This is a genomic window from Acidimicrobiales bacterium (assembly GCA_041394185.1).
Classification (GTDB): Bacteria; Actinomycetota; Acidimicrobiia; order Acidimicrobiales; family Poriferisodalaceae; genus JAAETH01.
Genome location: JAWKIQ010000001.1, coordinates 1,617,631 through 1,636,132, shown reverse-complemented (window position 1 = coordinate 1,636,132; position 18,502 = coordinate 1,617,631). Strand labels below are relative to the sequence as shown.

General features: G+C 65.7%; 19 protein-coding genes. 8 read left to right on the top strand and 11 right to left on the bottom strand.

Features of this window, described 5'->3' with window-relative positions; translation table 11 throughout:
• Position 1: 1 nt before the first annotated feature.
• Together R2770_07455 and R2770_07450 are read right to left on the bottom strand one after the other, a co-directional pair.
• Positions 2 to 742 carry an SDR family oxidoreductase gene (locus tag R2770_07455; GenBank protein MEZ5280294.1) on the bottom strand — a complete coding sequence of 247 codons (741 nt, stop codon included), beginning with the start codon at positions 740 to 742 and terminating at the stop codon, positions 2 to 4.
• A 9-nt stretch (positions 743 to 751) separates the two neighbouring features.
• Complete coding sequence (locus R2770_07450) at positions 752 to 1,714, bottom strand: hypothetical protein (protein ID MEZ5280293.1); 963 nt, start codon at positions 1,712 to 1,714, stop codon at positions 752 to 754.
• 12 nt (positions 1,715 to 1,726) lie between these two features.
• Between R2770_07450 and R2770_07445 the strand changes: the two genes are divergently transcribed.
• Positions 1,727 to 3,604 (top strand): sensor domain-containing diguanylate cyclase, encoded by a 1,878-nt coding sequence (locus R2770_07445; GenBank protein ID MEZ5280292.1) that lies wholly within the window; start codon positions 1,727 to 1,729, stop codon positions 3,602 to 3,604.
• Here R2770_07445 and R2770_07440 read toward each other — a convergent pair.
• A complete protein-coding gene (locus R2770_07440; protein ID MEZ5280291.1) occupies positions 3,588 to 4,538 on the bottom strand; it encodes an alpha/beta hydrolase in 951 nt (316 codons plus the stop codon). The two genes, R2770_07445 and R2770_07440, sit on opposite strands and share 17 nt — an antisense overlap.
• Positions 4,539 to 4,611: 73 nt before the next feature.
• Here R2770_07440 and R2770_07435 point away from each other — a divergent pair, with 73 nt between their 5' ends.
• Positions 4,612 to 5,070, top strand: a complete 459-nt coding sequence (locus tag R2770_07435) for a hypothetical protein (protein MEZ5280290.1) — start codon at positions 4,612 to 4,614, stop codon at positions 5,068 to 5,070.
• A gap of 2 nt (positions 5,071 to 5,072) precedes the next feature.
• Here R2770_07435 and R2770_07430 read toward each other — a convergent pair whose 3' ends face one another.
• Positions 5,073 to 5,819: an alpha/beta hydrolase gene (locus R2770_07430; protein ID MEZ5280289.1), complete on the bottom strand. Its 747-nt coding sequence runs from the start codon at positions 5,817 to 5,819 to the stop codon at positions 5,073 to 5,075.
• Between the two features lie 144 nt (positions 5,820 to 5,963).
• On the opposite strand from R2770_07430, the gene R2770_07425 reads away from it, so the two are divergent.
• Complete coding sequence (locus R2770_07425) at positions 5,964 to 6,743, top strand: enoyl-CoA hydratase (GenBank protein MEZ5280288.1); 780 nt, start codon at positions 5,964 to 5,966, stop codon at positions 6,741 to 6,743.
• A gap of 20 nt (positions 6,744 to 6,763) precedes the next feature.
• Here the strand turns inward: R2770_07425 and R2770_07420 are convergent, their stop codons facing one another.
• A complete protein-coding gene (locus tag R2770_07420; GenBank protein ID MEZ5280287.1) occupies positions 6,764 to 7,273 on the bottom strand; it encodes a YbaK/EbsC family protein in 510 nt (169 codons plus the stop codon).
• A gap of 88 nt (positions 7,274 to 7,361) precedes the next feature.
• On the opposite strand from R2770_07420, the gene R2770_07415 reads away from it, so the two are divergent.
• Positions 7,362 to 8,315 (top strand): exopolyphosphatase, encoded by a 954-nt coding sequence (locus R2770_07415; protein MEZ5280286.1) that lies wholly within the window; start codon positions 7,362 to 7,364, stop codon positions 8,313 to 8,315.
• Positions 8,316 to 8,332: 17 nt separating this feature from the next.
• Here the strand turns inward: R2770_07415 and R2770_07410 are convergent, their stop codons facing one another.
• Positions 8,333 to 9,370: a hypothetical protein gene (locus R2770_07410; GenBank protein ID MEZ5280285.1), complete on the bottom strand. Its 1,038-nt coding sequence runs from the start codon at positions 9,368 to 9,370 to the stop codon at positions 8,333 to 8,335.
• Entirely contained in the window at positions 9,367 to 9,990 is a 624-nt protein-coding gene (locus R2770_07405; protein MEZ5280284.1) for a sigma-70 family RNA polymerase sigma factor, read from the bottom strand. Before R2770_07405 ends, R2770_07410 begins: the two co-directional genes overlap by 4 nt.
• 69 nt (positions 9,991 to 10,059) lie before the next feature.
• Here R2770_07405 and R2770_07400 point away from each other — a divergent pair, with 69 nt between their 5' ends.
• The gene (locus R2770_07400) at positions 10,060 to 11,295 is read left to right on the top strand and encodes a mandelate racemase/muconate lactonizing enzyme family protein (protein MEZ5280283.1); all 1,236 of its coding nucleotides are present in this window, start codon (positions 10,060 to 10,062) and stop codon (positions 11,293 to 11,295) included.
• A 7-nt stretch (positions 11,296 to 11,302) separates the two neighbouring features.
• On the opposite strand, the gene R2770_07395 is transcribed toward R2770_07400, so the two are convergent.
• Positions 11,303 to 11,917, bottom strand: coding sequence for a lysoplasmalogenase (locus R2770_07395; GenBank protein ID MEZ5280282.1), 615 nt, complete (start codon positions 11,915 to 11,917; stop codon positions 11,303 to 11,305).
• Between the two features lie 188 nt (positions 11,918 to 12,105).
• On the opposite strand from R2770_07395, the gene R2770_07390 reads away from it, so the two are divergent.
• On the top strand, positions 12,106 to 13,053 hold the full coding sequence (locus tag R2770_07390) for a type IV toxin-antitoxin system AbiEi family antitoxin domain-containing protein (GenBank protein ID MEZ5280281.1): 948 nt from the start codon (positions 12,106 to 12,108) through the stop codon (positions 13,051 to 13,053).
• A 52-nt stretch (positions 13,054 to 13,105) separates the two neighbouring features.
• Here the strand turns inward: R2770_07390 and meaB are convergent, their stop codons facing one another.
• The 3 genes from meaB to R2770_07375 form a co-directional block, all read right to left on the bottom strand.
• Entirely contained in the window at positions 13,106 to 14,071 is a 966-nt protein-coding gene (gene meaB, locus R2770_07385) for a methylmalonyl Co-A mutase-associated GTPase MeaB (protein MEZ5280280.1), read from the bottom strand.
• Positions 14,068 to 14,469 carry a cobalamin-dependent protein gene (locus R2770_07380; protein MEZ5280279.1) on the bottom strand — a complete coding sequence of 134 codons (402 nt, stop codon included), beginning with the start codon at positions 14,467 to 14,469 and terminating at the stop codon, positions 14,068 to 14,070. Before R2770_07380 ends, meaB begins: the two co-directional genes overlap by 4 nt.
• A gap of 61 nt (positions 14,470 to 14,530) precedes the next feature.
• Positions 14,531 to 16,159 (bottom strand): methylmalonyl-CoA mutase family protein, encoded by a 1,629-nt coding sequence (locus tag R2770_07375; protein MEZ5280278.1) that lies wholly within the window; start codon positions 16,157 to 16,159, stop codon positions 14,531 to 14,533.
• A 45-nt stretch (positions 16,160 to 16,204) separates the two neighbouring features.
• On the opposite strand from R2770_07375, the gene R2770_07370 reads away from it, so the two are divergent.
• Both R2770_07370 and R2770_07365 read left to right on the top strand, forming a co-directional pair.
• Entirely contained in the window at positions 16,205 to 16,705 is a 501-nt protein-coding gene (locus R2770_07370) for a MarR family transcriptional regulator (protein MEZ5280277.1), read from the top strand.
• A 60-nt stretch (positions 16,706 to 16,765) separates the two neighbouring features.
• Positions 16,766 to 18,496: an amidohydrolase family protein gene (locus R2770_07365; GenBank protein MEZ5280276.1), complete on the top strand. Its 1,731-nt coding sequence runs from the start codon at positions 16,766 to 16,768 to the stop codon at positions 18,494 to 18,496.
• The last annotated feature ends 6 nt before the right edge of the window (positions 18,497 to 18,502 follow it).

The window sequence follows — 18,502 nt, the reverse complement described above, 5'->3', positions numbered from 1 at the left end:
CCTACTGGAGCCCCCGGCCGGCGCCGCCGTCGAGCGGTATCGAAGCGCCGGTGATGAACTGGGCCGAATCCGAGCACAGGAATGCGGCGACCCGGCCGAAGTCGTCTGGATCGCCCAACTTCTTGGCCGGAACACCCTTGGCGATGGTGTCGAGGTCGACGTACAGATCGTTCAGCCGCGGCGTCGCGTGCACGCCCGGCTGGAGGGTGTTCACGGTGATGCCGTCGCCCGCGACCTCGCGGGCAAGGGTCTTCAGGAACGCCGTCAGACCGGCGCGTGCCGTGTTGGACAGGATGAGGCGCTCGTTGGGCTCGCGAACGGCCATCGAGGTGATTGCCACGACCCGCCCCCAACCCTTCTCCTGCATGGCAGGAATGAGGCGTTTGCACATGTCGACGGTGGGCATCAGGTTGAGGTCGATCGCCGGCCGGTAGGCATCGACGTCCGTGCTGGCGAATCCGCCTGGGGGAGGGCCGCCGGCGTTGGCTATGAGGATGTCGACGTGACCCACCTCGTCGGCCACCCGGTCGAGAAGGTCCGAACGCTGCTGGTCGTCGGAGACGTCGGCCACCATCACCACGGCTCCTGGCACCGATGCGGCGGCCTCGGTCAACTTTTCGAGCGAGCGCGACGCCATCACCACCTTGGCGCCTTCGGCGGCCAGGGCGCGGGCACAACCCAGCCCCAACCCCGACGATGCTCCGGTTACCAGTGCGGTCTTGCCAACGAGATTCAGATCCATAGGCGAAGACTAGACACCACAACCCGCGTTGAGCAGGTTCGAGGTGTCGCCGGTGAGGTCCACGACGTCGACACCGAACCACTCGAACCCCGAATACGAAGCGATCAGTTCGAACGTGTTGTCGCCATCGATGTCGGCGAGCCCACGAATGTAGAAGTACGTCATGTAGACGAATTCGTCTCCGGCGGGTGCGCCCTCGCTGTGCAGCACGACGTTGTCGACCTCGCCGTCCGGGCCGATGCGGCGCAACAAGAGCACCGAGTATTGCCCGGGGTTCAGGTCGTAGGGGTCGCCGGCGTCTACCGAGTTGGCCTCGATCAGAACCTCGTCGACACCGTCACCCTCCAGATCGAAACGCAGCACCCGGTCGATCTCGATCGTTGCAGGTGCGCCGGTGCTGTCGACGATCGACTGGACCAATTCGACGTACTCGGGTGTCGGAGAGGTCTCCAACACTTCACGGGGTCTCAGCTGGTGCGTGCCCGAGATCAGGGTTGCGCCTTCCAACTCGACCTGCCAGTTGGCACGGTCGTCCTCGGGGAAACACCCGGGCGTGGGGTCCGCGCCGACAGCTCCCATCACCTGGCCCGTCAGGTCTCGAAGCTCGACCCCGGCGAGGGGAGGGGCAGTAGTGCCCGACGGGTCTGGCATCACCCAGTCGCCGTCCTCGTACCAGCCGACGACCAGGTCGTCGGACACGATGTAAACCGGGCCTTCCACCGGCGCAGGCAGGGTGCTGGTTGTGGTGGCCGGTTCTTCGGTGGTCGTAGACCCCTCCGGAACCGTGGTTGTAGAGCCCCCATCGCCTGCCGAGCTGGTCGGGGCAGACGTCGTCTGGGCCGGTTCCGTGGTCGGGTTTTCGATCACCGAGATGGTCGTCGAGCTGCTGGCGGCATCGGTGTCAGAGCAGGCGCCAAGCACCGCCAAGCCCACGAGCACCGCCGCCGTCTGCCTTAGGGGCGATCTGTTCATAGATGTCCGATCATGTCGGCCGAGAGCCCAAAGGCTCAAGGCAGCACGGGCGCCGACCGATGGGGTCGGGTGCGCCGCGGGTTGTTGATGCTGATGTTGATGCTGGTCAGTTCGTTGCCAGCCACAACTCTGCTGGCGCGCCCAGTGCAGGCTCAGACGCCTGTTGTGGTGCCCGACGAGAACTGGACCGAGATGGGCCTCGTCGGAGCGATGTACGAGCTCTTGCTGCTCATCGAGCTGGACGCGTTCGAGTCGACCCCGGCCATCGACAGGATGCGCAACGAGGTCGGCTTCGACCACATGACCCGCGACGAACTGATCGAAGAGCTGATCTTGGTCGACGACGACAACGACCTGCTGCTCAGCTTGCTTCCCGATCGCGAGTGGGAGTGGATCAGCGACGAGGTCGACCTGACCCTGGGTGTCATACCCGATCCGTTGTTCAGCCTGATCGAGAACGGTCAACGCAACTTTCTCGATCCGGGCCAGTGGCTCGACGCGATTGCCGACCTGGCCCGCCGACGTGGTGGTCCGCCGCTGCCGGTGCGAGACCGCGATCGGGTGCTGGTGATGGACGTTCTGCTGTCGCTGGACAGCGACGGTGAGATCGACCTCGGCATGTGGACAGAACCTCGGGTTCTGCAGTTGGAGGCCGAACAGACAGCACCCCCGACGACCAGCCCTCCCACCACCATCACCCCAGCGACCGTCGCATCCACAGCAGCCCCGACGACCATCGTCGAACAGCGGGTGACGTCGACGACCGCTGCTGTCGCCGCGGCGCCGGCAGGGCTTCCTGCTGCCGACGGCCAGCCCGCGTCTGGCGAGGGTGGCTCGGCGTTGCCCTTGGCGCTCGGCGGTGGGGCCGTGCTGTTGGTGTTGGCACTGGCAGGCGCCATGGCGTTTCGACGCCGGGGCGGCGAGCGGCCGACCGGACCTACGCCCACAGCGGCCGATGTCGGCGCCATGCTCGACATCTCGCGGCGCATGACGTCGGCGCTCGACGCCGACCAGGTGCGTTCGATCGCCGTAGACGAGTCGAACAGGCTCACCGGTGCTGACGCTGCCGCCTACATCGCAAAGACAGAAGGTGGCGCCGAGGTCGCTGTGGCTTCGGCATCCGGCGTCTTCAGCCCATCGCTGATCCGCGGGGGAGTCGTGGGCCGCGTGCTCGAGGCTGGCCAAAAGGTCATCGAGGTCGTCGCAGCAGACCCCCTGCTGGGTTCGGGCGGCGGCGCGGTTGCCTCGGTTGCGGTCATTGCCAACGGTGGCGTCGAAGGCGCCCTGGTGGTGTTCCGGGATGCGAGCTCACCCTTCGGGCCCCAAGAACTGCACGCCCTGGAAGCCCTGGCCCCGATGGTCGGAGCGGCCCTGCAAGCCGCGGAGGCTCACCGCACAGCGGTGACGGCGGCCGACGTGGACGGCCTGACGCAGCTTCGCAACCGACGCAGCCTCGACACCGACATGGGACTCGTCAGCGGTTCGGGCGTCTGCTTCGCGATGATCGACGTCGACCACTTCAAGCGCTTCAACGACACCTTCGGACACCGTGCCGGAGATCGAGCCCTGCAGGCGGTGGCTCGTGCGATCGAGATCAATGTCAGGTCCAGCGATGTCGTCTACCGCTATGGGGGCGAGGAGTTCTCGGTGCTGCTGCACGACTGCGACCTCGAGGCCGCCGCCGAGGTCCTGGAGCGGGTTCGCGAAGCCGTTGCGCAGACGCCCATCCCGCTGTCCGACGGGTCGGTTCAGCACGTCACCGTGTCGGTTGGCGTGGCGGCCTATCCGGGCGACCCAGAGGGTGTCGAAGCCCTGGCCGCGGCCGCGGACTCGGCGCTGTACGAGGCCAAAGAAGGCGGCCGCGACCGCGTCGTCAGCGCTGCGCTGTAGCCGCCAGGCGAACGGCCTGCGCCACCGCTGCCGGATCTTCCTGCGGTATCGAATGCCCGAGCCCGGCCAACACCATCTCGTGGGCACCGGTCGCGGCGACGATCTTGGCATTGTCGCGAGGTGGGGTAACCCGGTCGCGTGTTCCGTACACGACGAATACGGGCAGGTCGATCGATGGCAGCGATGACAGCACGTTGTAGCTGCCCAGTGCCTGGGCGGCGTCGCGCTTGGTTTCGCGTCGGCAGTTGAGGCTCGATTGCAGCACCGCGTCGACCTGGGCGCTGCTGGCGCGCTTGCCGAACGTGGCGCGGGTGAAGAACCGGCCATGTTCGCGGTGAGCCTCGATCCACTCGGCTGCGCGAGTGCCGGCTGCAAGACCTGCTAAGCGGTGCTCGGGACGATTGGTCGCCGGGGTGGTGGCCACCAGCACCGCAGCGTGGACCCGGTGTGTCGCCTGGTGGCCGCTGGTCAGCAGGCTCTGTATGGCGATACCGCCCATCGAGTGGCCGCACAGGATCGCACCGTCGAGATCGAAATACTCGAGCACTGTGGCCAGGTCGTGCCCCAAGCGCGCCGCACCATATCCGTCGGTTCCTGCCTCAGATTCGCCGTGTCCGCGCTGGTCGACACCGATGACCCTGAAACCGGTTTGAACCAGGACGTCGGCTATGAGACCCAGGTCGTGGTGGTTCTGGGTGATTCCGTGCACAAGCACCACGGCCGGGTCGGCAGGGTCGCCGGCGTCTTCGGCTGCGATGACGCCGCCGTCGTCGGTGGGTATGTGGTGCACCTCGCCGGTCGGAAACCGAGGGGTCTTCCACCAGCTGGGAGGTTCTGTCGACTCGAGCTCGTCCAGAACCCTGCGCTCGGCGAACCGGGCCCCAAGTGCTGCTGCGGCCACCGAGAGAGCGCCTGCGGCTAGTAACCTTCGCATGGCTTCGACGCTACAACCGCGTCCGCACCGAACGGTGCGGAATGTCACGAACGCCGCGAGGGTTGCAAATCCTGTGTTCGATCAACTCCGACAGTTGCCCGCATCGACCTGGCTTCGGGCCATACCCGTAGCGTTGATCGCTGCCGTGCTGATCGGGGTTCCCTCCGACCTCATCGACACACCGATCTTCGGCCGGCCGGTCGAGATCCGACCGATCGACTACGCAATTCTGGCCGTCACCTCGCTGCTCATCGGGCTGATCTTCGCCATCCGCGTGCCAGAGGGCGCCGGTGAGAAGGAAGAAACCCGCACGGTGTGGGGTGGTTTCGTGTCCTTCCTGGCGGTCGGATGCCCGGTGTGCAATCAGGCGGTGGTGGCTCTGGTCGGAACGTCCGGAGCGCTCAGCTGGTGGGCACCCGTGCAACCCCTTGTTGGCCTGGCGGCCATCGCGATCTTGCTGTGGGCGCTGCGCAAACGGCTCGCGACCTATCAACTCCAGTCGTGTCCGCTGCCCACCGCCGCGGCGGGTTGAGCTCAGGCGACGGTCCAGAAGTCGAGCAGGCCGCGAGCAGCCCGCTCGGGCGATTCGACCATCCACCAGTGTCCCAAGCCCTCTAGCTGCAGAGTCCTGGCACCCAGCCGCTCTGCGACCGGCATGGCCATCTCGGCCGGCACATAGGGGTCTTCGGTGGGAACTATCAGCAACGCCGGCCGCTTCTCGGCCCCGGCCAGGCGATCGCCCAACAGCTGCAGATGGGGCTGTGTGGCGGCCCGATACAGGGTCAAGATGCAGTGCGCCATGTCGCCGTTGAACGCCTCGGCCATCGGCCTGGCGATGTCTTCCGACAGACCAAATCCCTGGTAGGCCGCCGTCAGACCGTCGGCGCCCGCGTCGAGCATGCCGTCCATCATCTGCTCGCCCAGGTCGGGGGTTTGCCAACCCTGCGCCGCGTCGTGCCACACATAGTCGGGGTGCAACAGGCCACCGCAGTCAGCCGCGTACGACCTCAGAAGGTCGGGTCGGGTGGCGGCCAGACCGAAGGTGTGGCCCGCGCCCCAGTCGTGGCCCACGAGATCGACATTGCCGCCCAGCTCTTCCAACCGGCCCGCCAGCCAGTCGATGTACGCGGACGGAGTGGCTTCCCAGCCCTTCGGAGGCCTGGCCCCAAATCCCGGAGGGGTCAGCAACACCACATCGTCGACGCCGTGAAGCTTCAGCTCGGCCACCAAAGGCTTCCAGATATCGGCCGTTTCGGGGTTGCCGTGTACGAAGGCCTTCATATCGCTACCTGGCACCTGTCCGCGTGGCATCCGTCGATCTGGTCCCTGGCTAGGGGTTCGGCTTGGGTCATGCTGGATGACTCCTGACATCATCGGACGATCGAACGAACGCTAGCGCCATCGAAAGCCGGGCGAGGGGAAGCCGTGCAAGATCATGTAACAGTCGAAACGGTCGGTCGAGTCGCCGTAATCACCCTGAATCGCCCCCAACAGCGCAACGCCATCAACGCTGCCATCCGGTCGGGGCTGCCCAAGGCGATGTCGGCGGCCGAGCGCGACGACTCTGTCGCAGTCGTGGTGTTGACCGGGGCCGACCCGGCATTTTGTGCCGGCCTCGACCTGGTAGAGCTCGGCAGCGGCGACAACCGTTCGGCGGTGTCGATCGACGACTGGAAGGGCAGCGTCAGACCGTGGGCGCCACTGACCAAGCCCGTCATCGGCGCAATCAACGGAGCTGCTGTCACCGGCGGTTTCGAGCTGGCCCTCAACTGCGACTTCTTGATCGCCTCCGAGCACGCCCGGTTCGCCGACACACACGCCCGCGTCGGCGTCATGCCGGGGTGGGGTCTCACGCCTCTTCTGGCCGACGCCGTCGGGGTCAGGCGCGCTCGTCAGATGTCGCTGTCGGGCAACTACATCGACGCCCACACTGCGCTGACATGGGGTTTGGTGAACGAGGTGGTTCCCCACGGCGAGCTGATGGCGCGCACGATGGCCGTCGCCGCCGACATCGCAGGCAACGACCGAGCCGGGGTCGAGAGGATGCTGGCCACCTACGCCGAACAAGAACGGGCCCGCCTTGCCCACTCTTGGATCATCGAAGGCGATGCGTCAACGGCCTTTCGACGCCAGCACCGCTATGGCGCGGAAACGGTCGAGCAACGTCGGGCGTCGATCATCGAGCGGGGCCGTTCGCAGATCTGAGGCTGGCTTCTGGCCTGTGCTCAACGCTCACGAGCCAGATCCGCGACCAGCTCGGCCCCGGGCAACAGCAGCAGGCCGTCTGGAGGCAACAAGATCTTCCTGTCGCGCGAACCGCCTCCAACAATCACCGCCTCGCATTCGCCGACCCGCGCGTCGACCCACAACGGCAGGTCGTCGGGCTTGCCGAAAGGTGTCACCCCACCGATCTGCATGCCGGTCAGCGCAATGGTCTCGTCTGGCGAGGCGAACGACGCCTTCTTCGTGCCCAGCCGTTTGCGAACCGTGCGGTTGACATCTGCCTGGGTGGTCGCCAGGACCAGACACATCGCAAACACCGGCGGTTCCGACTTGCCCTTCACCACTATGGCGTTGGCGCTCTGGTCGAGCGAATAGCCGTAGTGCGCGCAGAACTCGGCGGTGTCGGCCAGCGCCGGGTCGCAGGCCACGATCTCGTGCTGTATCCCCAGCCCGGCCAGCGCGGCCAGCACCGGATCGTGGTCTGGTGAATCGAAGGGTGGGCAATGGGCCATGTTTCACACCGTATCGACACTTGTTGCTCGATTCGGGGGTTCGGTGTGCCGATGGATAAGCGGCGTTGACCACTCCAGGAGATCTGACGTGACAGACAAGTACCGGCTGGTTACCCGATCCGACTTCGACGGGCTGGTGTGCGCGGTGCTCATGCACCACCTCGACATGATCGACGACATCAAGTTCGTCCACCCCAAGGACATGCAGGATGGCAAGGTCGAGACCACCGGGCGCGACATCACCACCAACCTTCCCTATGTGCCCAACGTGCACCTGTGCATCGACCACCACGAGTCGGAGACCCTGCGCAACGAGCGGGCCTCCAACCACGTGATCGACCCCACAGCCCCGTCCGCCGCCAGGGTGGTCTGGCGTTGTTTCGGCGGGCACGACAAGTTCCCCGCCAGCTGGGACGACATGTTGGACGCGGTCGACAAGGCCGACGCGGCTCGATACACGATCGATGAGATCCTGCGCCCCGGAAAGTGGGAGCTGCTGAACTTCGTTATGGACCCGCGCACCGGTCTGGGCCGTTTCCAGGACTTCAAGATCTCGAACTACGACCTGATGATGAAGCTGGTCGAGGACTGCGGCCGGCTCTCGATCGACGACATCATGGAACAGCCCGACGTCGCAGAGCGCGTTGCCCTGTACTACGAGCACGCAGACCTGTCCCGCGATCAGATCCTTCGTTGTTCGAGCGTTCACGATCACGTGGTCCTGCTCGACCTCACGGCCGAAGAGACGATCTACGCCGCTAACCGCTTCTACATCTATGCCCTGTTCCCGCAGTGCAATGTGTCGATCCACAAGATCTGGGGATTCAAACGCCAGAACATGGTGTTCGCCGTGGGCAAGTCGATCATCGATCGTGGTGCCAGGGTGAACATCGGCGAGCTGATGCTCGAATACGGCGGCGGCGGCCACACCGCTGCGGGCACCTGCCAGGTTCCGATCGAAGACTCCGACCGCGTGCAGGCCGAGCTGCTGGCACGAATCACCGGCAACCGAGCATTCGCCCCGGCGGGCGGCCAAGCCTGACGCTGCGTCGGTAGCGGTTACTGCGACCGCTTGAACACCCGGTCGAAGAACTCTTCGAGGCGGCGTTCGGCCTCTTCTATGCGGCGCCTCGCCTCGTCCATGCGAGCGGTGGCTTCGTCGAGGTCGCCGTCGAGGGTGTCGAGCCCCAGTCCGTTGTCCAGGCAGATGGTCAGCTCGGCCGCAGCAGCATCGCCAGTTGCCTGCTCGGCGGGTGGCGTCGAGAAGGTGCGACATCCGTCCTCTTGTCCTGACGGGTCCAGCTCGACGAACCCCTCTGGCAGTTCGAACTGGAACAGCTCGTCCAGATCTGCCGGGTCGGGAAACTCGAACAGCTGAGGCAGGTGATCGATGTCCCAGTGGCCGAAGTCGTCTGGGAACTCGAAACCCTCTGGCAGATCGAACAGATCAGGGAACTCGAGCAGGCCCGGAAGATCGAATCCGTCGGGGAACTCGAACCCGTCCGGAAAGCGAGCGGCCAGGTCGACCAGCGGGCCGAATTCGGGGAACAACGCCGCCAACTCCTCAGGTGTCATCGGCTCGAATCCGTCGATGGTCACGCAGTCGTCGAGGGGAGGCTCGTCGGCAACGCCGGGCTGTGCGCCCGGAGGAGTCGGCACACCTTCCGGCGTGGCGACAAACACGCAGTACCAGAAGCCGGTGTCTCCGGCCTGTGCGTCGGGTGCGTCGGAGCCTGCCGAGTCCGAGGTCTCGGATTGGGTCGCACCGTCGGATTCGGCACCGTCGGGTGCAGGAGCCACGTAGGCCATCGACACGCTGGGGCCCGATGCAGGCGCCGAAGCTGCAACGGTGGCAGTGGTGCCTTTGGGGCGCTGCGCAACCACCGCGAAGCCGGCCAGCACAAGCGTGGCGGCAGCAGCAGCGACGAGGGCCAACCGTGACACGCGGTGCGACCTGGGTCTGTCGTGGAACAGGCCCGCCACCAGGGGTGACGGGGCGACGGGGTCCGAACTCAGCGCCGACCGGATGGCCTCGAAGTCGGCCTGGGTCCGCTGTGGTTCTGGGTCTTCACCGTGGAGAGATTCGTATTCGTTCATGGCGTATTGGTGAACGCAGCGTTGGACGTTTCGGATACGGCCAGGCGACGGCGAAGGCTCGCAAGTCCGCGGTGCTGAAGTGCCTTGACCGCGCCAACCGGACGACCGGTCAGTGTGGCGACCTCGTCCAGCGACAGGTCGGCTATCACACGCAGCAGCAAGACATCTCGCTGGTTGTCCGTCAGTTCGTGCACGGCGGCCACAAGGGCCTCTGCGCTGCAGTTGGACAACGCCACGGCCTCGGGCCCTGCGACGGGCGAGGCGAGGTCGACCGCGGCGCCGTCATCGACCGACTGAGGGCGTCTGGCCTGCCGCCGGCGGTCGTCGATGATCAGGTTGTGAGCGATGGTGAACACCCACGAGCGAAAACCGGCCTCGTCACCTGCGAACTCGCCAACACGGCTGAGGCTCCGATAGAGCGTCTCGTTGGCCAGCGCATCTGGGTCCTCTGCACCCTGGCCTCGTGCGTACGAAGCCACGCGGTCCACCACCGATTCGTACAGGGCGCGCATCGCCCAACCCTCGCCGGCCCGTGCGGCGGCGAGGGTTCGTTCGAAGGTTCCTGCCAATCGGCTGTTGCCCGTGCGTCGCATGGTGATGGTGTCAACGTACGCGGCCACACCGCGGATACGGCCGCGGCCAAATTGGCGTTTGTCGGTCGAACCCGCCGGATCTGGGATGGTGGAGGCATGAAGCTCGAGTCGATCGACACATTCGTGACCGCCCCACCCACGGGCATAGGCGGCGCTTTCTGGGTGTTCGTGCGCGTCACTACCGACACGGGCATCGAGGGGGTGGGCGAGTGCTACGGGGTGCCGTTCGGCCCAGATGTGGTGACCGCCGCCGCCGTCGACATGTTCGATCGCTACATCGCCGGAACCGATCCGCATCAGCTCGAGCTGATGTTTCGGCGGGCGTACTCGGCGGGTTTCACCCAGCGGCCCGATGTCACGGCGATGGGTGTGTTCAGCGGCATCGAGATGGCCGTGTGGGACATCTTGGGCAAGGCGCACGGAGTGCCGGTGTACGAGCTTCTGGGCGGGCGCCTGCGCGATCGGCTGCGGGCCTATACATACCTCTACCCGCTCGACGTCGACGATCGTGGACAGCCGCTGCCAGGCACACCCGACGTCTACCACGACCCCGCGGCAGCCGCCGACGCCGCGGCGCGTTATGTCGACATGGGCTGGACTGCGGTCAAACAAGACCCCGCCGGGCCCTACACCATTCAGGGCGGCAGAGAGCTGTCGCTCACAGAGCTGCGGCGCTGTCAGGACAACGCGGCGGCCATCAGGGACGCCGTAGGTGACCGCGCCGACATCTTGTTCGGCACTCACGGCCAGATGACAACGTCGTCGGCGATACGCCTGGCGCGGCGTCTCGAAGCGTTCGATCCGCTGTGGTTCGAGGAGCCGTGCCCACCTGACCAGATGGCGGCGATCGGCGAGGTGGCTGCGGCCACGTCGATTCCTGTGGCGACGGGGGAGAGGCTCACAACGGCCATCGAGTTCAAGGCCGCCTTGGATGCCGGCGTTCGGATTGTTCAGCCCAATGTGGGGCGATGTGGTGGCATCCGCGAACTCAAGCGCATCGCAGCTCTTACCGAGTTGTACAACGCCCAGGTAGCTCCGCACATCTACTGCGGGCCGGTGGCCCACGCCGCTGCGGCCCACGTCGGATTCACCAGCCCCAGCTTCTTGATTCTCGAGACCATCCGAACCGACTTCCACGACGCCGTGGTCGACCGCCCCCTCGAGTGGGATTCGGGGTTCGTGCTGGCCCCTACCGAGCCAGGCCTGGGCCTCGAACTGAACCTCGACGTCCTGGCGGCACATCCCTGTACCTCAACTGGAGGTCGACATCTCGAAATGACCCAACGAGTGCTCGATTCGGCCAATGAGCTCACCGTGGGTGACCTCGACTGACCTTCGGTCAGGCCAATCCGCCGACGATTGCGAACTGGCCCAGGTGGTAGAGCACCATCACCACGATGCGCCGGTCGGTGCGGGGGGTGACGAAGCGGTCGTTTCCCAACAGTGCGTCTGACAGGGCGAACATCACTCCGCCGGCGGCAGCCACCCATCGCGTGGTTCCGATCGACGTCGCCACCATCGCGGCGATGACCACCACGTAGACGGCGACGGGTATGTGCAGGGGCGTGTGCCGTACCGCCGCGATGATCGGTCGGCCGAGCGCACCCACCAAAACCACCGCAGCGACCACCCCGATGGCCGTGGGCGCCGGTTTGAGGCCTTCGATCGCGAACCCCGCCACGTACAGGAGATGCCCCACCAGGAATGCGCCGAGGCCGGCGATGAAGGCGTCGATCCTGTTCAGCAACGCGACGTCGCCCAACAGGCCGAACACGACCGCGGCTGCCACCGCGGTCCGCTGAGCGCCATCCAGGGACTCCAGTGTCACCACAAGCAGCAACAACATCACCAGCGGTTTGGCGACCTCCTCGACCCGCCCCCAGTCCCGCAGCACTGCGATCCAGTCGATCAGCGTGACGACGACGATGCAGGCGATGAGCAACACGATGGACACCCGAGAACCCTACGCGGCCAGCCCCCACCCACCCGAACTGCCGAATCTGGGGTCAGTTTCCGAATCTGGGGTCAGTTTCGGTTCGCCGATGACTCTTCCGCGACCCCAGATTCGGAGTTGCGGAATGAAGATGCATGAAATAGGTTGAAACGTCACCTCCCCTCGACTCGCAACGAAGGGATGTTCAGATGGTTTCGGCGGCCTTCTTGCGCCATGTCAGGCGCAACCACGGCGTCGTCACCCGCCGTGAGGCCCTCGATCTGGGGCTCTCGGCATCGACCGTTTCACGGCTGTGTCGCAGTGGCGAACTGGTGAGGCAGTACGCGGGCGTTTACCGCCACGCCGTCGTCGGTGACACCTGGCACTCGCGACTGCTGGCCGCATGTTTGGCGTGCGGAGGAGTCGCCAGCCATCGTGCGGCCGCTCGGCTGCACGGAATCGACGGCTTCGAATCGGCCCCGATCGAGGTGTCGATCGCCCACGGAACGCACAGGCCGACCAGGGGTGCAATCGTCCACAAGTCTCGCCAGTTCGATCTGTTCAGGGTCATCGAGCGGAACGGGATTCGCTGCACACCGCTGCCTCGCACGGTTCTGGATGTCGGGGCCGTCGTCGACCCGCTTCGGCTTCGGGGTGCTGTGGAGAACGTGATCGGCTCCGGCCGCCTGCGGTGGTCAGATCTCGTTTCGGTGCTCGTGATTCACTCTGTTCAGGGGCGCAATGGTTGCGGTCCGCTGAGGCAGCTGCTCGAAACCGAGAATCAGACGACCCGGGTGGCGCGAAGCGTGTGGAGCCACATGGTCGCGGACCTGTTGACCGCCAGCGGACTACCTCGGCCGCAACTCGAGGTGCAGGTGGTGCTTGGCAATGGTCGCAAGATCTTCGTCGACCTCGCGTACCCAGAGGCGATGATCGCAATCGAGCTCGACAGCAAGGCCTGGCATGACAACCCTGCCAGTTTCGAATCTGACCGTGCCCGCATTCGGCAGCTGGCGACTTTGGGTTGGGCGCCGCTGCCCCTCACGTGGCAGCAGTACCTGAACGACTCCGCCGACTTCGTCGCGCAAGTCTCTTCGCTGTTGTGGTCGCGCTCGGGATCTGGGGTCGGGTTCGGGTCATCGGCGAACCAGATGTGACCCCAGATTCGAAAGGGGGGACGGGGGACGGGGGTGGGGGCGGGGCGGCGGATCAGTGGAGCAGCATGTCGGCGACGCGAACCGAAGCCTCGGGTGGGGCGATCTGACCCGCGGCGGCCGAGTCGATGATGTCGGCCCAGCGCTGGTCGGTCTTCAGTTCGGCGACCCGTCGCTCGAAGACGGTATTGAGCCGGCTCTCGATCTCGAACTCGACCCGGCGGCGCCGTCGAAGCTCGAGACCGCCCGATTCGACCAGGTGACGGTGATGGGCTTCGATGGCATCGATGACCAGGGCGTGTCCTTCGCCCTCCAGCGAGTTGGTCATCAGGATGGGCGGCCGGTACGAGGCGTCTTCTTGGCCGGTCACGTGGCTCAGCTCGAGCATGAGCTCGAGGTCGCGCCTGGTGTCGGAGGCACCCGGCCGATCGGCCTTGTTGACCACGAAGATGTCGGCAACCTCGAGCAAGCCCGCCTTGTTGGCCTGAACGGCATCGCCCATTCCGGGGGTGACCACCACAACTGTGGTGTCTGCGGCCGCCGTGACATCGACCTCTACCTGCCCCACCCCAACGGTCTCTATGATGACCGGGTCATAACCAACGGCGTCGAACACCCTGACCGCCCCCGGTATCGCCAGCGCAAGGCCTCCGGCGTGTCCGCGGGTGGCCATGGACCGAATGAACGCCTCGGTCAGCTCGGCCATGCGGACCCTGTCGCCGAGAATCGCCCCACCGGTCAGCGGCGAAGACGGATCGACGGCCACGACCGCAGGCGAAGCACCGCGCTGCACCATCTGCTGGACGAGCTCGCCGACCAGAGTCGACTTGCCGGCCCCGGGTGCACCGGTGATGCCGATGACGTGGCTTCCCTTGCCATGGGCATGCAGGCGCCGGGCCGCGACGTCGGCTTCGGACCCGTTTCGCTCGACCAGCGTCAGCAGCCGGCCGATCGCTCGCCGGTCTCCGCCGACAGCGAGATCGACCAGTTCGTCGACGGGCAACGACCGGATGGAGCTCAAGACTTCACCACACCCCGAACGGTCGCGACGACCTCCTCGGCAGACGCGCCCGGGCCCAGGATCGCTGCGACCCCAGCCTCCTGCAGAATCGGAACGTCGGCATCGGGGATGATGCCCCCCACCACCACCGGAACGTCGAGCCCAGCGGCGTCGAGGGCCGCCAGCATGGCCGGTGCCAAAGTGAGGTGACCGGCGTTGTGCATGGACAACCCCACCGCGTCGGCGTCTTCTTGTTCGACGGCGGCCACGATGCTGTCTGTGGTTTGGCGCAAGCCCAGGTAGATGACCTCCATGCCGGCGTCGCGAAGCATCCGGGCCACGACCTTGATGCCACGATCGTGGCCATCGAGCCCCAGCTTGGCCAACACGACCCTGATCTGCTCGGGTGAATCACTCATCAGACGATGGCCCTTTCAATGCGGCCATGGCTAGACGATGGCCCTTTCAATGCGGCCATGGCTAGACGATGGCCTTCTCGACATAGGTGCCGAACACCTTCTCCATCGCCATGGCGATCTCCTCGAGGGTCGCATAAGTGCGAACGGCCTCGATGATGTGCGGCATCAGGTTTACGTTGGAGTCGCCGGCTGCGGTGGTGAGTGCCGCAAGCGCCTGGTCGACGGCTGATTGGTTGCGCTCGCGCTTGACCTTGTCGAGGCGCTTGCGCTGGTACTCCTCGGTGGCCTGGTCGATGCGCAGCAGATTCTGCTGGCCCTCGTCGCCGTCGGTGAAGGCGTTGACCCCGACGATGATGCGCCGTCCGGCGTTGACCTCACGCTCGAAGCGATAGGCAGAGTCGGCGATCTCGCCCACGAAGTAGCCGTTCTCGATGCCTGCGTAGACGCCCTCGAGGATCGACCCGTTGCCCATGTCGTCGAGCTTGGCGAAGATCTCCTCGGCCTGGCGCTCCATCTCGTCGGTCATCCACTCGACGAACGGGGCCCCGCCGAGCGGATCGATCACCGAGGCCGCGCCGGTCTCGTGCGCCACGATCTGCTGTGTGCGCAGGGCGATGCGGGCCGCCTTGTCGGTGGGCAGCGCCAACGCCTCGTCGAAGCTGTCGGTGTGGAGGCTCTGGGTGCCGCCGAGCGCGCCGGCCAGGGCTTGGATGGCGACCCGGGCGATGTTGATCTCGGGCTGTTGTGCGGTCAGGGAAACACCGGCGGTCTGGGTGTGGAAGCGGCACAACATGGCCCGCTCGTCGGTGGCTCCGTAGCGTTCCTTCATCCAGCGAGCCCAGATGCGGCGGGCGGCACGGAACTTGCCGATCTCTTCGAAGAAGTCGCTGTGGCTGTTGAAGAAGAACGACAGTCGTTTGCCGAAGGCGTTGATGTCTTCGCCGGCGGCCAGTGCGGCCTCGACATAGGCGAACCCGTTGGCGAGGGTGAAGGCCAGCTCCTGTGCGGCCGTGGCCCCGGCTTCGCGGATGTGATAGCCCGAGATCGAGATGGGGTTCCACCTGGGCATCTCGGCCGTCGTGAACTTGACCATGTCGGTGACGATGCGCATGGAGGGCCGCGGCGGATAGATGTACTCCTTTTGCGCCTGGTACTCCTTCAAGATGTCGTTCTGGATGGTGCCCGACAGCTGTGCGCGCTGGACGCCGTTCTTTTCGGCGACGCTCAGGTACATGGCCAAGGCGGTGGCGGCAGGCCCGTTGATGGTCATCGACGTCGACACGCCGCTGAGGTCGATGTCGGCGAACAGGTCTTCCATGTCGGCCAGGGTGTCAATGGCCACGCCCGCCCTGCCGACCTCGCCCAGCGACCAGGGGCTGTCCGAGTCGCGCCCCATGAGCGTTGGCATGTCGAACGCTGTCGAAAGGCCGGTGCCGCCGGCGCGCAGCAACTCTTTGAAGCGGGCGTTGGTGTCTTCGGCGGTGCCGAACCCGGCGAACATGCGCATGGTCCAAAGGCGTGAGCGGTACATCGACGCGTGAACGCCGCGGGTGAACGGATACTGGCCGGGATAGGGGCCGTCGCCGTAGATGGGATCGAGCGGAACGCCCGACATCGTCTCGAACGGAATGTCTCGCAGCTGCGAGGCCTCGTAGGCCTCCTGCCATTGTTTACGTGCGTCGTCGGTCATCAGCAGATCTCCCGGCCCGTTTACTTTGACGTTAAAGTAAACGCCATGCAGACGAGTGTAGCCCAGGATCCCGTCGAGCTGGCCGTTGGCAACTGGCGCCGGTTTGGTTGGGGAGCGGTGGATTCGATGGCAGCCGCCACGTCGATCACCCGTGTGCACCAGGTGATGACCGCTCGCATCGATGCTGCCCTGAAGCCGTTGGGGCTCAACTTCAGCCGATTCGAGGTCTTGGCGTTGCTGAGTTTCACCCGCGAGGGTCAGCTGCCGATGGGCAAGATCGGCGATCGTTTGCAGGTCAACGCTGCGTCGGTCACCAACACCATCGGTCGCCTCGAAGCCGATGGGCTCGTCGAGCGGGTCGCCCACCCCACCGATGGTCGTGCGACGCTGGCCAGGATTCTAGAGCCGGGGCGCGAGGCCGCCGCCCGGGCGGCTGTGGCGCTGGCAGACATCCACTTTGGTCTGGACGGACTGGGCCCAAGGGAGACGGCGTCGGTCACCGAGGCCTTTGGCGGCTTCAGACGCGCCAACGGCGATTTCGCGTGAGTTACCGAGTCGCGGGCGTCGCGGGCACAATTGGACCTTCGGGCAGCAAGGGGATGTCACATGTACGACCTGGTGATACGCAACGGCCGCATTCACGACGGCACCGGGGCGCCGGCCTTCGACGGTGACCTGGCCGTGGTCGGCGGCACGATCGCAGCCGTCGGCCAGCTCGACGAGACGCTGGTGGGTCCCGATACGGAAGTGATCGACGCCCGAGGGCTGATGGTGACCCCCGGGTTCATCGATGCCCACACCCACTACGACGGCCAGATCACATGGGATCCGTATGTGACCCCGTCGACGTATCACGGGGTCACGACCATCGTCGCGGGCAACTGCGGCGTTGGGTTCGCTCCCTGTCGCCCCGATCAGCGCGACTGGCTGATCGGTCTGATGGAGGGTGTCGAGGACATTCCTGGCACCGCTCTTCACGAGGGCATCCAGTGGGACTGGGAGACCTTTCCCGAATACCTCGACGCGCTCGAACGACGCCGGTTCGCCATCGACGTGGCCACCCAGGTACCCCACGGCGCCGTTCGTGCCTACGTGATGGGCGAGCGCGGACCCGCTCACGAAACGGCCACGCCAGAAGAGATCGAACAGATGGCGGCGGTCGTGCGCGAGGCAATCGAGGCCGGCGCGCTCGGCTTCAGCACATCGCGCACCGAAAAGCACAAGGACAGCTCGGGCGTGCTGACGCCCACCATCGGTGTTCACGAGGACGAGCTGGTCGGCATCGCCAGGGTGCTCGGCGAGCTGGGCAAGGGTGTGCTGCAGGGCATCTCGGACTTCTACGACTTCGAGACCGAATTCCGAGTGTTCAGACGAATGGTCGAAGAATCCGGCCGGCCGTGCTCGATCACGGTCGAGCAACAAGACGCCCGCCCCGAGTGGTGGGCCCAGCTGCTGGACGCGATCTCCCAGGCCCAGTCGGACGGCCTGCCGATGCGAGGGCAGGTGCCGCCGCGAGCGACCGGAGTGCTGATGGGACTCACAGCGACACTGAACCCCTTCAGCTTCCACCCGACGTGGCGCAAGCTGCAGCACCTGTCGCTCGAAGACAAGATCGCCGCCCTGCAAGACCCCCAGACACGCGACGCGCTCTTGTCCGAAGAGTGCGCGCTGCCGGACGGTCTGCTGGCCAGGGAGATCGTGACCTCTTGGCACAAGATGTTCCGACTGGGCGATCCGGCCAACTACGAGCCAGACCCGGAAGAATCGTTCGCCGCCATCGCCGAGGCTGCGGGTACCACGCCCAACGAGATCGCCCTTCAGGTGATGTTGGAAAAGGACGGCAAGGCGCTGATCTATCACCCGCTGTTCAACTATGGGCCAGGCAACCTCGACTTCGTCGCCGAGATGCTGGAACACCCGCACACCGTGATGGGGCTTTCCGATGGCGGAGCCCATTGTGGCGCCATCTCCGACGTCAGCTTTCCGACCACACTGCTGGCGCATTGGGGCCGCGACCGCAAACGTGGCCAACTGATGCCGGTCGAGAGGCTGGTCGCCATGCAGACCAAGGAGACGGCCGAACTGGTCGGCCTGCAGGACAGGGGAGTGTTGGCGCCCGGCTACAAGGCCGACGTCAACATCATCGACTTCGACAACCTGTATGCCCACGAACCGGTCGTCGAGAACGATCTGCCCGCGGGCGGCCGCAGGCTGGTGCAGCGAGCGAATGGTTATGTGGCCACGATCGTCTCAGGCCACGTCGCGTTCCGTGACGGCGAACCGACCGGGGCGCTGAACGGCAGGCTGATCCGGGGCTCGCAGCCGGTTCCATCCTGACCCGTT